At 30.7% G+C, this 14,327-nt stretch carries 15 protein-coding genes; 10 read left to right on the plus strand and 5 right to left on the minus strand.

From position 1 onward, the window contains the following. Positions 1-3 precede the first annotated feature (3 nt). The 6 genes from GQS58_RS14560 to GQS58_RS14585 all read left to right on the plus strand — a co-directional run bounded on the left by GQS58_RS14560 (position 4) and on the right by GQS58_RS14585 (position 6,129). Entirely contained in the window at positions 4-1,008 is a 1,005-nt protein-coding gene (locus GQS58_RS14560; protein ID WP_166387182.1) for an AAA family ATPase, read from the plus strand. A 65-nt stretch (positions 1,009-1,073) separates the two neighbouring features. Beyond that, entirely contained in the window at positions 1,074-2,408 is a 1,335-nt protein-coding gene (locus tag GQS58_RS14565; RefSeq protein WP_166387184.1) for a DUF58 domain-containing protein, read from the plus strand. A 47-nt stretch (positions 2,409-2,455) separates the two neighbouring features. Then, positions 2,456-2,860 carry a DUF805 domain-containing protein gene (locus GQS58_RS14570; protein ID WP_166387186.1) on the plus strand — a complete coding sequence of 135 codons (405 nt, stop codon included), beginning with the start codon at positions 2,456-2,458 and terminating at the stop codon, positions 2,858-2,860. A 112-nt stretch (positions 2,861-2,972) separates the two neighbouring features. Then, a complete protein-coding gene (locus GQS58_RS14575) occupies positions 2,973-4,166 on the plus strand; it encodes a multidrug effflux MFS transporter (RefSeq protein WP_166387188.1) in 1,194 nt (397 codons plus the stop codon). A gap of 127 nt (positions 4,167-4,293) precedes the next feature. Continuing rightward, positions 4,294-5,418 carry a TlpA disulfide reductase family protein gene (locus GQS58_RS14580; protein WP_166387190.1) on the plus strand — a complete coding sequence of 375 codons (1,125 nt, stop codon included), beginning with the start codon at positions 4,294-4,296 and terminating at the stop codon, positions 5,416-5,418. Positions 5,419-5,424: 6 nt separating this feature from the next. Further along, positions 5,425-6,129, plus strand: a complete 705-nt coding sequence (locus GQS58_RS14585) for a pseudouridine synthase (protein WP_166387192.1) — start codon at positions 5,425-5,427, stop codon at positions 6,127-6,129. Between the two features lie 279 nt (positions 6,130-6,408). Here GQS58_RS14585 and GQS58_RS14590 read toward each other — a convergent pair whose 3' ends face one another. From GQS58_RS14590 to GQS58_RS14610, 5 genes are all read right to left on the minus strand, one after another. Next, positions 6,409-6,594, minus strand: a complete 186-nt coding sequence (locus GQS58_RS14590) for a CPXCG motif-containing cysteine-rich protein (protein WP_166387194.1) — start codon at positions 6,592-6,594, stop codon at positions 6,409-6,411. Then, the gene (locus tag GQS58_RS14595) at positions 6,594-7,598 is read right to left on the minus strand and encodes an NADP-dependent oxidoreductase (RefSeq protein ID WP_166387196.1); all 1,005 of its coding nucleotides are present in this window, start codon (positions 7,596-7,598) and stop codon (positions 6,594-6,596) included. The genes GQS58_RS14590 and GQS58_RS14595 overlap by 1 nt, the downstream gene beginning before the upstream one ends. A 33-nt stretch (positions 7,599-7,631) precedes the next feature. Further along, positions 7,632-9,623: a thiamine pyrophosphate-dependent enzyme gene (locus GQS58_RS14600; RefSeq protein ID WP_166387198.1), complete on the minus strand. Its 1,992-nt coding sequence runs from the start codon at positions 9,621-9,623 to the stop codon at positions 7,632-7,634. Between the two features lie 115 nt (positions 9,624-9,738). Continuing rightward, positions 9,739-10,218 (minus strand): Lrp/AsnC family transcriptional regulator, encoded by a 480-nt coding sequence (locus GQS58_RS14605; protein WP_166387200.1) that lies wholly within the window; start codon positions 10,216-10,218, stop codon positions 9,739-9,741. Between the two features lie 76 nt (positions 10,219-10,294). Continuing rightward, positions 10,295-11,353, minus strand: coding sequence for a M14 family zinc carboxypeptidase (locus GQS58_RS14610; protein ID WP_166387202.1), 1,059 nt, complete (start codon positions 11,351-11,353; stop codon positions 10,295-10,297). Positions 11,354-11,825: 472 nt separating this feature from the next. On the opposite strand from GQS58_RS14610, the gene GQS58_RS14615 reads away from it, so the two are divergent. The 4 genes from GQS58_RS14615 to GQS58_RS14630 all read left to right on the plus strand — a co-directional run bounded on the left by GQS58_RS14615 (position 11,826) and on the right by GQS58_RS14630 (position 14,294). Continuing rightward, entirely contained in the window at positions 11,826-12,179 is a 354-nt protein-coding gene (locus GQS58_RS14615; protein ID WP_166387204.1) for a helix-turn-helix domain-containing protein, read from the plus strand. 84 nt (positions 12,180-12,263) lie between these two features. Beyond that, entirely contained in the window at positions 12,264-13,043 is a 780-nt protein-coding gene (locus GQS58_RS14620) for a HipA family kinase (RefSeq protein ID WP_166387206.1), read from the plus strand. Further along, positions 13,033-13,416: a DUF3037 domain-containing protein gene (locus GQS58_RS14625; RefSeq protein WP_166387208.1), complete on the plus strand. Its 384-nt coding sequence runs from the start codon at positions 13,033-13,035 to the stop codon at positions 13,414-13,416. The genes GQS58_RS14620 and GQS58_RS14625 overlap by 11 nt, the downstream gene beginning before the upstream one ends. A 182-nt stretch (positions 13,417-13,598) precedes the next feature. After that, positions 13,599-14,294: a mechanosensitive ion channel family protein gene (locus GQS58_RS14630; protein ID WP_240914632.1), complete on the plus strand. Its 696-nt coding sequence runs from the start codon at positions 13,599-13,601 to the stop codon at positions 14,292-14,294. Positions 14,295-14,327 lie beyond the last annotated feature (33 nt).

A 14,327-nucleotide genomic window follows, 5' to 3' on the forward strand; every position in this document is an offset into this window, starting at 1 on the left:
GATATGGAAACACCAAACAGCGAAGAAGTACAACAAGGAATTTCTTTTGAAAATAGAATAGATTTATCTGAATTACAAGAGTGTGTTTTTAAGATAAAAAAAGAGCTACAAAAAGTAATTGTAGGTCAAAAAGACATGATGGATTTATTAATCGTTGCATTGCTTGCAGATGGTCATGTTTTAATAGAAGGTGTACCTGGAGTTGCCAAAACCATTACCGCTAAATTACTAGCAAAAACGATTGATGTTGGCTTTAGTCGAATTCAGTTTACACCAGATTTAATGCCTTCAGATATTTTAGGAACTTCTGTTTTTAATGCAAAAACATCTGATTTTGAGTTTAAAAAAGGACCTATTTTTTCGAGTATGATTTTAATCGATGAAATAAATAGAGCGCCTGCAAAAACACAAGCTGCTTTGTTTGAAGTCATGGAAGAAAAACAAATTACTATAGACGGACAAACGTTTAAATTGCAAGAGCCTTTTGTAGTTTTAGCAACGCAAAACCCTATAGAGCAAGAAGGAACGTATCGTTTACCAGAAGCACAATTAGATCGTTTTTTATTCAAGATTAATGTAGATTACCCAAATGCAGATGAAGAATTACAAATTCTTTTAAAAGAACAAGCTTTAGAAAATACGACAAAAGCGAGTAAAATTGAAACGGTTATTTCTGGAGCTAAAATAGTTCAGTTTAGAAATTTAGTCAATCAGATTAAAATTGAAGAAAATCTATTAAAATACATTGCCAATATTGTAGTAAATACAAGAACAAATTCCTTTTTATATTTAGGAGCTTCACCAAGAGCAAGTATTGCTATTTTAGGAGCTTCAAAAGCATTTGCAGCTATTGAAGGACGTGATTTTGTTACACCAGAAGATATTAAAAGAGCAACAATACCCGTATTGCAACATAGGGTAATTGTAACGCCAGAAAGAGAAATGGAAGGTTTAACGAGTAAACAAATTATTGAGCAAATTATTGAGGCAGTAGAAATTCCGAGGTAAAAACATGCTTTAGCCTTTAGCATTTTGCTAAGAGCTAAAAGCTAACAAGCTAAAAGCAAACAACATTGAAACACTTTTACAACACATTATTTTTAAACAATCGATTTTTCTATATTTTAGGAAGCATTGCAGCTCTTTTTGTGGTTGGTTTTTTTATTCCTTTCTTTTTTGAAGTTTCTAAAGTGTTGCTTTTTATGTTAGTTGTTTTGGTGTTGATAGATATTTTTATTTTGTACAATACCCAGAATGCAATTGCGGTAAATAGGTGTTTACCAGAACGATTGTCTAATGGAGATGTAAATAAAATATCGATGCAATTACAAAGTTCATACAAGTTTAAAGCACATCTTTCTATTATAGAAGAAATTCCGTTTCAGTTTCAAAAGAGAGATTTTATCTTCAATATTATTTTATCAAAAAAAGAAGAAAAAACAATTCATTACGATTTAATTCCAACTGAAAGAGGTGTTTATTTATTTGGTAATATCAATGTATATGTAAGTTCTCCATTGCAATTAGCCACTAAAAAACATGTTTTAGGAGAAGAAAAAGAGCTAAAATGTTATCCATCCTTTTTAAAGTTAAGAGAATTCGATTTTAGAGCTTTTAACAATGATGCTGTTTCTTATGGAACAAAAAAAGTACGTAGAATTGGGCATTCTTTAGAATTTGAGCAAATTAAAGAATATGTTTCGGGTGATGATATTCGGTCTTTAAACTGGAAAGCAACTGCAAAGAGAAATCAGTTAATGATCAATCAATATGTAGAAGAAAAATCGCAACCTGTATACTCTATTATTGATAAAGGACGCGCTATGCAAATGCATTTTAACAATTTAAGTTTGTTAGATTATGCCATCAATTCTACATTGGCTATTAGTAATGTTATTTTAAGAAAGCAAGACAAAGCAGGTATGTTGTCGTTTTCAACAAAGTTGGAAGATTGGGTGGTTGCAGAAAAAAGAAACTCTCAAATGAGTTTAATTTCGGAAGCCTTACACAATATTAAAACAGATTTCTCAGAATCGGATTTTAGCACTTTATATGCCGTTGTTAAAAGAAAAATTACACAAAGAAGTTTACTAATTCTTTATACAAATTTTGAAACTATGGACGGTTTAAATAGGCAACTACCCTATTTAAGAGCGTTGGCTAAAAGCCATTTGGTGTTGGTTGTCTTTTTTGAAAACACGGCTTTAGAAGCCTTAACCACAACAAAAAGTGAAGATGTTTTAGGGATTTACGACAGTATTATTGCAGAAAAATTTATGTATGAAAAGAAAAGTATTGTAAAAGAATTGAAGAAATACGGAATTCAGGCTGTTTTAACAAAGCCAGAGAACTTAACAGGAGATACCATTAACAAGTATTTAGAGTTAAAGTCTAGAGGATTATTTTAAATAATATATATTTGCCGCTTATCAAACTAACGAAACACTTATAAAAAATGAATTGGTATTTAAAAGTTTTAAAAGAACATTACGCAGATTTTAATGGAAGAGCAAGAAGAGAAGAATATTGGATGTTTACATTATTTAATGCAATAATTTCTATTGTAATAAGTATTGTGTTTGCAGGGATCGGTATCGCTTTAGAGTCTCCATTATTAGGAGGTTTAAGCTATATTTATACTTTAGCTATTTTAGTACCGAGTTTAGCACTTGTAGCTAGAAGGTTACATGATGTTGGAAAAAGTGGATGGTTCATTTTTATTGTCCTTATTCCTTTAGTTGGATCGATTTGGCTTTTAGTTTTATTCTGTACAGACTCAGAAAGTGGTGCTAATAAATGGGGAGAAAACCCAAAAGGAATTGGAAACAATTCTGCTATAAATGAAATTGGGAGAGAATAACTCTTTTAAATATTAAAATACTATAGAAGGTTGCTTATTTAGCAACCTTTTTTTTGTTTATTTTTTTTAAATTTAACCATCTTTAACCCCTAAATAAAACTACTTTTGCCTCGTGAAAATTAGACAAAAATCAGAATCAGAATTTATAATTGTAATGGCATCTTTAATGTCGTTGGTTGCTTTTGCAATAGATGCATTGTTGCCTGCAGTAGCAGATATTGGTAAAAGCATACATATTATAGACCCAAAAAACAATCAATTATTTATTACCATGATCTTTTTAGGGATTGGTTTTGGACAACTTATTTCAGGGCCATTATCCGATAGTTTTGGTCGAAAACCTATTATCTATGTTGGTTTTAGCGTTTTTGTATTCGCTAGTTTTATTTGCCTTTTTGCAACCAATTTAGAAATGATGATTGTTGGTCGGTTTTTACAAGGAATTGGTTTGTCTGCGCCAAGAACTATAAGTATTGCTATGGTTAGAGATCGTTTTAACGGTAATTATATGGCAAGAGTAATGTCTTTTATTACGGTGATATTTCTTTTAGTACCTGTTATTTCTCCTGCTTTAGGTAAGTTATTATTAGACGCTTATGGCTGGAAATCTATTTTTTATAGTCAATTAATTATAGGAGTTTTTATAATGCTTTGGGTTTGGAAAAGGCAACCAGAAACTTTAGATATAGAGAAAAGAAAGGAATTTAAATTAGCCCTATTTATAGAAGGTGTAAAAGAGTTTCTAAAGTATAAATATGCTGTAATTTTTACTATATTTTCTGGTTTTATTACGGGGTCTTTTATGGTGTATTTAAGTGCTAGCCAGCACATTTTTGTAGAACAATACAATTTAGAAGAAGAATTTCCTTTTATATTTGCTAGTTTGGCAATTAGTATTGGAATGGCAACTTTTTTAAACGGAAAGCTAGTTGTTAAAATGGGAATGTTTAAATTAGTTTCCTTTTTTACGGTAATGTTTACTGTAGTTTCATTTATTTATATCTTATTTTTCTATGGAGAGTCTAATCCTAATATTTATATTTTATTAATTTTCTTCGGATTACAATTCTTTTCAATTGGGTTTTTGTTTGGTAATACTAGAGCTTTAGCAATGGAACCAATAGGACATATTGCAGGTGTTGGAGCCGCAATTAATGGGTTTGTTTCTACTATTATGGCAGTACCAATTGCTACTTTTATTGGTAGCTACATAACCGATACTGCACTACCTCTATTTATTGGCTTTTTTGTTTGTGGAGTTATTTCTTTACTTTTAATGCTACTTCTTAAATTAAGGAAAACTTAATGCTAAACGTTCAATAATACATCTTGTTACTTTATTTAATATAAAAGGTTAAAAAGAGCATTTAAAGTTGTCGGAATAATAGTATTTTGCACGATTGCTAATTTTAAATGAATGATAAATATATTGTATGTCTAAATTACTCTTCTGTTGTGTTTTTATATTGCTAACTTCTTGTAATTTAACAGATAAGAAAGAAAAAGTTTATAAAGGATACACTATTTACGGTGCTTTACCAAACACAAGCAATAGTGCTTTGGTTTATTTAATTAATGAGCAAAACAAAAAAATAGATTCTTCTAAAGTTATCAATAACACATTTCATTTTAAAGGTTTTGTAGCTTTACCAACGTTACATCAATTACAATTAAGAAATCAAAGAAAAAAACATACAATCATTCTAGAAAACACGAAGTATACAGTTGTTTTAGGTGATGACAATACATTTGTTTCTGGCGGAGATTTAAACACAAAACAACTTGCTTTTAATAATTTACAGAGTAATTTAAACACAAAGAAATTAGATGTTTTAGATGCATTTATGTCTGGTGAAATACAATTGGATAGCTTACAGAACGCTGTAAATAAAATTGAGATTGATCAAAAAGAATTAACTACAGAGTACATCATTTCAAATGCAGACAATCTATTATCTGCTACCCTTTTTTCAACAACACAGCACTTTAATTTAAAGGAACTTAAGGATTTATTAAGTAATACAGCGGTTGCTAAAGCGACAGTGTTAAAAAGTGTTTTAACTAAAGAGATTAAAAAGTTACAAAAAATTACTGATGATGCATTGGCAAAAAAGGCAATAGTAGTTGAAGCGAATGCTAAAAAAAAATATAGAAAACCTGCAATTATGTTTTCTGGAGATGGAATAAATAGAGAGTTAATTTCCTTAAAATCGATAATTAAAGGGAAAAAAATAGTGCTAATCGATTTTTGGGCAAGCTGGTGTGGACCTTGTAGAGTAGTAACGCCTAGAGTTAAGCAACTTTACGATAGGTATAAAAACAAAGGCTTTACAATTCTTACTGTTTCTGAGGATAAAACAAGAGAGGCTTGGAAAAAAGGAATTGAACAAGATAAGATGCTAAGTTGGCATCATATCTTTGATGATTTTGGTAGAATTTCTTCTATGTATGGTGTTAAAGCAATACCTTATATGGTGTTGATTGATGGAAACGGCGGCATTATTAAAGAAAAAATTTCAGTAACAGAACTAGAGTATCAACTTCAAAAATTATTATAATTATTTATGGAAATCCCTATAATTTATCAGGATGAGTATATTATTTGCGTTGCGAAACCCAATAATGTACTTGTACACCATGCACATCATTCTAGAAATGTTGCTGATGAAAAATCTCTTTTACAGCTATTAGATGAACAAGTAGGTGGTAAATTTTACCCAATTCATCGATTGGATCGAAAAACATCTGGTATTATTTTACTTGCAAAGGAAACGTATCATGTCTCTAAGTTTCAAGATTTGTTTACGGCAGATCAAATTCAGAAAACTTATTATGGGGTTGTTCGTGGTTTTTCTCCAGAATCTAAAATTATAGATTCTCCTGTAAAAGGAAGAGATTCTAATGTGCACAAAGAGGCATTAACTCATTTAAAAACGTTAGCGCAAGTAACTTTAGATATTCCTGTAAAACCGTATGATTCTTCTCGTTATAGCTTGGTCGAATTATCTCCAAAAACAGGACGAATGCATCAATTACGTGTGCATTCAAATAAAATAAGTCACCCTTTAATTGGTGATACAAAATATGGAGACAAGAATCACGATGTAATGTTTGAAGAAAATTTTGGTTGGAAAAATATGTTTTTACATGCAGGGAAACTAGAATTTAAACATCCGTTTACAGAAGAAGAGCTTGTTTTAAAAGCTTCTTTTCCTGATGATTGGAATAGTTTATTTAAAGCTTTTTCTTGGATGAATCCTGTTGGGTAAAAAAGTTGTTTCGCAGAGATTCACGGAGTAAAAACACAGAGTTTCACGGAGTTTTATTTTAAAATAATTTACTTAAAAAAGTATTTTACTTTTTTATTCCTGTGAAAACTATAATCTACAGTTCATTTTTACAAACGGTGTATTTCTGAAGAATTAAAAAATGTTAGAAAACAATTCTAGCTCTAATTGAAAAAGTTATTTCGCAGAGATTCACAGAGAAAATATCAAAAAAAATCTTTGCGAGTCTCAGCGATAAACTCTACGCATCTCTGTGTAATATTATTGCTCTATAGATTGTGCATTAAAACTAACCAACTCTCCTTCTTCAAAAATTGGCGTAATTTCTATAGGATTACAACAGACTTCGCAATCTTCTATATAAGTTTGTTGATAAACACTTTGGTCTAAAATCATTGAAATTTCTTCCCAGCAATGTGGGCACTGAAAAAAATGCTCTACTTCCACTATTCTATTACTTTTAGCACTAATTTACCTTTTTTCTCACCAGAAAATAATCTGTTGTAGGTTTCATGAAAATTTTCAATTCCTTCATAGATATCTTCGCGAGACTTTAATTTACCTTCTTGTAACCAAACTGCCATTTGTTTTGCCGCTTTACCAAAATCTTTAGAATAATCTGTTACTACCATGCCTTTCATTGTAGAACGAGTAACTAATAAAGACAGGTAATTACTTGGTCCGGCTACTTTCCTTTTGTTATTGTATTGAGAAATTGCACCGCAAATTACTACGGTTGCTCTCATTCGTAATTTACTTAAAGCAGCATCTAAAATTTTTCCGCCTACATTATCAAAATAAACATCAATTCCTTTTGGGCATTTTTGTTTTAGTGCAGTATAAATATTTTCTGATTTATAATCGATGGCAGCATCAAAACCTAACTCATTTACAATATAATCGCATTTTTCTTTTCCGCCCGCAATACCAATCACGGTACAGCCTTTAATTTTTGCAATCTGGCCAACAATACTACCAACAGCTCCTGCTGCACCAGAAACCAATACAATATCGCCTTCTTTTATTTTGGCTACCTCTAAAATACCAAAATAAGCAGTCATTCCTGGCATTCCTAAAATGCCTAAAAAAGTTGGCATTGAAGCCACTTTTTCATCTACTTTAAAACAGCCTTCTCCGTCTGAAACAATATATTGTTGTACGCCTCCCCATCCAGAAACACAATCACCAATTTGAAAATTAGGATTGTTATTATTCTGAATCACTTTACCAATAGAACCTGCTCTCATTACACTATCTAATGCTACTGGCGGAATATATGATTTGGTGTCATTCATCCAACCCCGCATTGCCGGATCTAAAGAAATATAATGTTGTTGAATTAAAATTTCTCCATCTTCTAAAGCAGGAATTGGGGTTTCTTCAAATTGCCAAGTATTTTTATCTGGTGCTCCTAGTGGACGGTTTTTTAAGGTGATTTGTTTGTTGTTCATTAGTAAGTGTTTAAGATCTAAAAATAGCAATTTTTAATAATCTATCAAATTTAAAAGCATTTTTTCTAATCTATTTTTCCCTAAATATTGATTTTCTAAATTTTTATCAAACGGAATTGGGGTTTCTAAACTAGCGACTCTCTTTACGGGGGCATCTAAGTGTTCAAAACAATTTTCATTGATTAAAGCAGAAATATCACTTGAAATTCCACCAAACAAAGAATCTTCTTGTACTATAATGGCTTTACCCGTTTTTTTAACAGATCTATATATAGTTTCTATATCTAAAGGCTGTAGGCTTCTTAGATCTATAACATCTGCACAGATATTTTTATTCTTTTCTAAAACATCTAAAACCCAATGTATTGCTGCTCCGTAACTGATAATTGTAAGTTGTTTACCTTCTTTTAAAAGTGCAGCTTTACCTATTTCTGTGGTAAAATAATTCTCTGAAACATCTTGGTAAACAGATCTATACAACGTTTTGTGTTCAAAGAAAAGCACTGGATTGGGATCGTTAATAGCTGCAATTAACAACCCTTTTGCATCTTGCGGAAATGCAGGGTACACAACTTTTAACCCAGGCGTTTTAGTAAACCAAGCCTCATTGGTTTGACTATGAAAAGGACCTGCTCCAATGTCTGCACCACAAGGCATTCTAATTACTACATCAGCTTTTTGCTGCCATCTATAATAAGATTTTGCCAATAAATTTACAATTGGATTAAAGCCAGAAGAAGCAAAATCTGCAAATTGCATTTCTACGACAGATTTTATTCCGTTTACAGACAAACCGTATGCAGCAGAAACAATTGCAGATTCACAAATAGGTGTATTTCTAACCCGTTCTTTTCCAAATTTAGCAACAAAACCATCTGTTATTTTAAAAACACCACCATATTCGGCAACATCTTGCCCCATAACTACTAAGTCGGGGTGTTTTATCATAGATTGTTCTAAGCCTTCAGAAACGGCATCTACAAATCGTATTTTTTTCTTTTCTATTGAAGGTAGAATTTTGTCTGGTACATAATTCTGATACACATCATTTAATTCAGTTTCTAAATTAGGAGTTATTTTTTCTTCATCAAAAGCTATTTGTAAATGTTCATTTATTTCGTGAACTATTTCTTTTTTAAGAGAAACCTCAAATTCATCGGATAAAATACCTTCATTTTTAAGAAATTCTTGATAGTTTTCTACTGGATCTTTAGTTGCCCAAAAATCTAAGTCTGCTTGCGGAACATATTTAGTACCACTCGCCTCTTCGTGCCCACGCATTCTAAACGTTTTAAATTCTAATAAAATTGGTCTTGGATTTTTTCGAACACTTTCTGCAAATTCACTAACTTTAGTGTATACCTCTAAAATATTATTACCATCAATAATGTGGCTTTCCATTCCGTAACCGATACCTTTATCTGCAATATGTTTACATTTAAATTGCTCTAAAGACGGTGTAGATAAGCCATAGCCATTGTTTTCAATACAAAATAGCACAGGTAAACTCCAAACAGCGGCTACATTTAGGGCTTCATGAAAATCACCTTCACTAGTAGCGCCATCACCAGAAAAAACAGCACATACCTTATTGTTTTTCTTTAACAAGTTAGCGAGTGCAATTCCGTCTGCAACGCCTAATTGTGGGCCTAAATGAGAGATCATGCCTATAATGTTGTAGGCTTGTGTACCAAAATGAAAGCTTCTGTCTCTACCTTTTGTAAATCCATTCATTTTTCCCTGCCATTGAGAAAATAATTTATATAAAGGAATTTCTCTAGTAGTAAATACACCTAAATTTCTGTGCATTGGTAAAATATATTCCTCTTTTTCTAAGGCAGCGGTAATGCCAACAGAAATTGCTTCTTGACCAATTCCAGAAAACCATTTAGATATTTTTCCTTGCCTTAAGAGTATTAGCATTTTTTCCTCAATTAATCGAGGTTTTAACATGCTTTTATAGAGACTTAATAACGTTTCGTTATGAATGGAAGGAGGTTTAATAAAATCAATTTTTGAAGACATAATATATAGATTTTATACTTATGCTAACAAACATACAGATAAAGAGATAGAATCCATAAAAAAAACCTTATCTTTTTACAGATAAGGTTTTTTAAATAGTGTTTAAAAAAGAAGCTTACAATTGTTGAAAAATCTCATGCATCATTCTCTTTTTATCATTGATGCTTTCTTCTAAAGCAATCATTGTTTCTGTTCTATTTACTCCAGGAATGTCATCTATTCTGTAAATAATGTCTTTTGCATCATTAGTACCTTTTGCTCTAACCTTGCAAAAAATATTGTATTTTCCAGCAGTTACATAGGCTACAGTAACGTTAGGTATATTTCTTAGATCTGAAATAACATTCTGAGTCATAGATGTTTTCTCTAAATACACACCTACGTGTGCTATAAAAGAATAGCCCATTTTCTCATAGTTTAATGTAAGTGTAGAGCCTTGAATAATACCTTCGTCTTCCATCTTTTTTACACGTACGTGAATTGTACCTGCCGATACTAATAATTGTTTTGCAATATCCGTAAAAGGAGTTCTTGCGTTTTCAATTAACACATCTAAAATTTGATGATCAATTTCGTCTAATATAAATTTTTTCATTTTTTACGTATTATTCAAATTACTACGCAAATTTATGAATTTAATTTAATTAAACTAACATAAAACTAATAAATACTTAAACTTTTTCTCCTCCGAAAACGATTTCGGAGTGTCCAATTTTAGAATTTAAACGATTTTCATCTACTTTGTTTAATTTTGAAACAAACTTACCCTCTATTATTTTGTCTTCATATTGATAGGCAACATCCTTTTTTGAGTCTGAATATCTATGAATAACATCGTAGAAAATTTTATCATTATTCGGAATGTTAAAATAATCCTCGTAATTAATAAACGTAGTTGAGTTTGCAATGTGATGCAATCCTTGTAGTATCGAAAAGAAGGTATATTTTCTAGCTTCCTCTCTATTATAATCATCTGGATAATGGCCTGATTCAATTAAAATAGTATTGTAACCTAATTTTTGAAAATTATCTCCCGTTGCTGTTGGGTAAAATTCATCAGTATATCTACCGACAAAATTAGGAATCACGTTTTGCAACATCGTATTCATACTTACAATTACATCCATTGTTGCTATTCTTCCCTTTGTAAGACCTCTTGTAATTTCTTCCGAAGGAGCTAAAAAAGATATCGTTGCTGGGTTCTTAGTTCCCTCTACGCTAAAAATAGTTCTTTGGTCGTGTAGATTAAAGCAAAACTGCGGATTAAAATCTTCTAAAATACTGCGTAAAAGCTTACTTTCCTTTGCTTCTCTGTTAACGGCATCTCTGTTTAAATCAACATTATTGGCATTAACTCTAGTGTATGCTAATGCGCCATCGGGGTTTAACATTGGTATAAAAACCAACGTACACTCTTCTAGTATTTTTGTAAAAGTGCTCTCTGTAGAATTTAAGATACAGTTAAAAAGATCAAACAATGCTCTTGTACCTGTGCTTTCGTTTCCGTGCATTTGAGACCATAATAATATTTTTTTAGAACCCGTACCAATTTTTAATTGATGAATAGGTCTGTCTTCTTCTGAAGTACCAATTTTAGAAACCTCAAATTTAGAAGTGTATTTAGAAAACAAGTTTTCGATGTCTTTATAAGTAATCCATTTTCCTTGTAACGCATTTTCTTTTTCTGCGGAATAAATATTTTCTAAAAAATCGATAGGTAAAGTATTCATGTATGCTGATATTTTTTTTCAAAAATAAAGAATTTTTAAAAGCTAGCTATCATATAAATTTAATCATATACATATTATTTGTAAAAATTAATAGGCTTAAAAATTAATTGAAGTACCGTTCTCTAATTTTAATTTATGGAATAATTGGTTGCTATTTACACATTTACATTTGTTAATAGTTTACAAGTTACAATTGTAAATTGACCAATTGTTACAAATGTAAAGACTTCTTTCGGTTACGGATGTTACCTTTGTAAATTGCATTCTGTAATCAAGCCGATACTAAATAGTATTGAGTAAAATTGTATAGTAATCTTTTATAACTTAAATTCAAACAACTACCTTTTAGAGCTTTATATAGTTTACATAAACCTTTACTTTATATGTAAAAGAACTGTTAAAACTGTTTACAATTATATCTTTTGTCACGACAATTAGATTGTATACATTTGTATAAAGAAACAATATTACAATGGTAAACATATCTGAATTTACTACACGTTTAAAACAAGTGATGGAATTTCATCAATTATCTGCCTCTATGTTTGCAGATAAGGTTGGCGTACAACGCTCCAGTATTTCCCATATCCTATCCGGAAGAAATAAACCAAGTTTAGATTTTATTCTAAAAGTAACTACAGAATTTAATGACGTAGATATGTATTGGTTGTTAAACGGAAAAGGTAGTTTTCCTAAAAATGCAGAAACGAAAGCAGCTAATGCTCCAACTTTTTTTAATGATTCTTCTTCTGAAAAGGTTGGGAAAAAAATACAACGTATTGTTGTTTTTTATTCTGATGGTACTTTTGATGAATATCAGAAATGATAAAAATTTATTAAACACAGATTGTTTAAAACAAATTCTCTTTAAATAAACTTGAAGTTATAGAATTAGTATAATTTAGTATTTATGAACACAATTGATATTAGAACCGTAAATGTTGTACAATATTTGCAACCTTTACGAGAAGGCGGATCTTTGCCTGCAATCGTAAAAGCTGACGATGGCTTTTTATACGTACTTAAGTTTAGAGGTGCAGGTCAAGGTAAAAAAGCATTAATTTCAGAATTTATAGGAGGCGAACTCGCAAGAGCGATTGGTTTAAAAGTGCCAGAGTTGGTTTTTATGAATTTAGATGATTCTTTTAGTAAAACAGAACCTGATGAAGAAATTCAGGATTTATTAAAATTTAGTGTCGGTTTAAATTTAGGATTACATTTCTTATCGAGCGCAATTACGTATGATCCTTTGGTTTCTGTTGCAGATGCGCTTACGGCTTCTAAAGTAGTTATTTTAGATAGTTTGATAAGCAATATTGACAGAACCGCTAAAAACACCAACTTGTTGAATTGGCATAATGAACTTTGGATTATTGATAATGGAGCCAGTTTTTACTTTCATCATAATTGGGCGACTTGGGAAAACCATTTAACAAGAACTTTTCCTTTAATAAAAGACCATGTCCTTTTACCAAAAGCTTCGCTTTTACAACAAGCTTCATTAGAAATTAAAACGATGATAAATGCAGATGTAATTAATGAAATTGTGGCAAATATACCGGAAGATTGGTTGATAAACGAAGGAGATGTTTTAAATCCTACTGAAATGAGAGCAGCTTATAATCGTTTTTTAAACGCAAAACTTTCTATGATTGATGAATTAGTAAAAGAAGCGGAAGATGCAAGATAAAGTTACATTTGAATATGCTATTATTAGATTGGTACCAAAAGTAGAACGCGAAGAATTCTTTAATGTGGGTGTTATTTTATTTTCTAAACGTAAAAAATTCTTAGATATTAAATTCCACATTAATGCGGATAAGCTAAAAGCATTGGCGCCAGAATTAGAATTAGATACTTTAAACAATTATTTAAATGCTTGGAAATTAATTTGTGAAGGAAAAGCTGCGGGAGGAAAAATTGGATCCTTTGAAACGTCAGATCGTTTTAGATGGTTGGCGGCCTGCAGAAGCACCATTATACAGAGTTCTAAAACACACCCTGGTTTATGTAATGAGCCTGAGAAAGAATTGAATGATATTTTTGAAAAATATGTTTTGTAAAAATAGAAAATCACCTTTTTAAAGATTAAAATTAGTATAAAATCAGAATGGATTTATTAAAGAAAATTTTAGAATTCGAACTCTTTAGTCTTGGAGCGTATAGTTTAAAAGTAAGCACGCTTTGTATGGTGTTTCTTATTATAATATTCACAAAAATTGTTTTAGGGATTTTAAAAAAGTCCATGTTTAGAAACAAAGGTGTAAATGAATTTAATGAAGGTAACACGTATTCGTTATTTCAAATTATAAAATATGTAGTTTGGATTGTTTCTTTCGGATTAATTTTAGAAACTTTAGGTATTAAGGTAACCATATTAATTGCAGGTTCTGCAGCTTTGTTAGTGGGTGTTGGTCTTGGATTACAACAAACCTTTAACGACGTTATTTCTGGAATTATTTTACTTTCTGAAAGGTCTATTAGAATTTCTGATATTTTAGAAATAGATGGAGATATTGTAAAAATACAAGAAATTGGTTTGCGAACATCAAAAGGATTAAATACAGATGATATTTCTATAATTATCCCTAACTCTTTAATTACAACGAATAAAGTGATTAACTGGAGCCATCAAACACACTTAAATCGTTTTAGAATTAATATTGGTGTTTCTTATGAAAGTGATGTAGAGTTTGTTATTAAAATTCTTAATGAAAGCGGTAAAGAACATCCAGAAGTAGATCATAAAAAACCTATAGAAGCTAGATTAGTAGGGTTTGGAGATTCTTCTTTAGATTTTCAACTCTTATTTTATAGTAGTTCTATCTTTGGTTCAGATAGAATGAAAAGTGATATCCGCAGAGTTATAAGACGTAAGTTTGTTGAAAATAACATTGCTATTCCTTTTCCACAAATGGATGTGCATGTAAAACAAAACTAAATAGTTAAAAAAAATCATAAAAAATGCAACTTT

The sequence above is a fragment of the Polaribacter sp. 11A2H genome (assembly GCF_011379025.1).
Taxonomy (GTDB): Bacteria; Bacteroidota; Bacteroidia; order Flavobacteriales; family Flavobacteriaceae; genus Polaribacter.

Excerpts from the sequence above, each read along its gene's own strand:
- GQS58_RS14560 (WP_166387182.1), top strand. The coding sequence starts at position 4 with ATGGAAACACCAAACAGCGAAGAAGTACAACAAGGAATTTCTTTTGAA.
- GQS58_RS14570 (WP_166387186.1), top strand. The coding sequence starts at position 2,456 with ATGAATTGGTATTTAAAAGTTTTAAAAGAACATTACGCAGATTTTAAT.
- GQS58_RS14580 (WP_166387190.1), top strand. The coding sequence starts at position 4,294 with ATGTCTAAATTACTCTTCTGTTGTGTTTTTATATTGCTAACTTCTTGT.
- GQS58_RS14585 (WP_166387192.1), top strand. The coding sequence starts at position 5,425 with ATGGAAATCCCTATAATTTATCAGGATGAGTATATTATTTGCGTTGCG.
- GQS58_RS14595 (WP_166387196.1), bottom strand. The coding sequence starts at position 7,598 with ATGAACAACAAACAAATCACCTTAAAAAACCGTCCACTAGGAGCACCA.
- GQS58_RS14600 (WP_166387198.1), bottom strand. The coding sequence starts at position 9,623 with ATGTCTTCAAAAATTGATTTTATTAAACCTCCTTCCATTCATAACGAA.
- GQS58_RS14605 (WP_166387200.1), bottom strand. The coding sequence starts at position 10,218 with ATGAAAAAATTTATATTAGACGAAATTGATCATCAAATTTTAGATGTG.
- GQS58_RS14610 (WP_166387202.1), bottom strand. The coding sequence starts at position 11,353 with ATGAATACTTTACCTATCGATTTTTTAGAAAATATTTATTCCGCAGAA.
- GQS58_RS14615 (WP_166387204.1), top strand. The coding sequence starts at position 11,826 with ATGGTAAACATATCTGAATTTACTACACGTTTAAAACAAGTGATGGAA.
- GQS58_RS14620 (WP_166387206.1), top strand. The coding sequence starts at position 12,264 with ATGAACACAATTGATATTAGAACCGTAAATGTTGTACAATATTTGCAA.
- GQS58_RS14625 (WP_166387208.1), top strand. The coding sequence starts at position 13,033 with ATGCAAGATAAAGTTACATTTGAATATGCTATTATTAGATTGGTACCA.
- GQS58_RS14630 (WP_240914632.1), top strand. The coding sequence starts at position 13,599 with ATGTTTAGAAACAAAGGTGTAAATGAATTTAATGAAGGTAACACGTAT.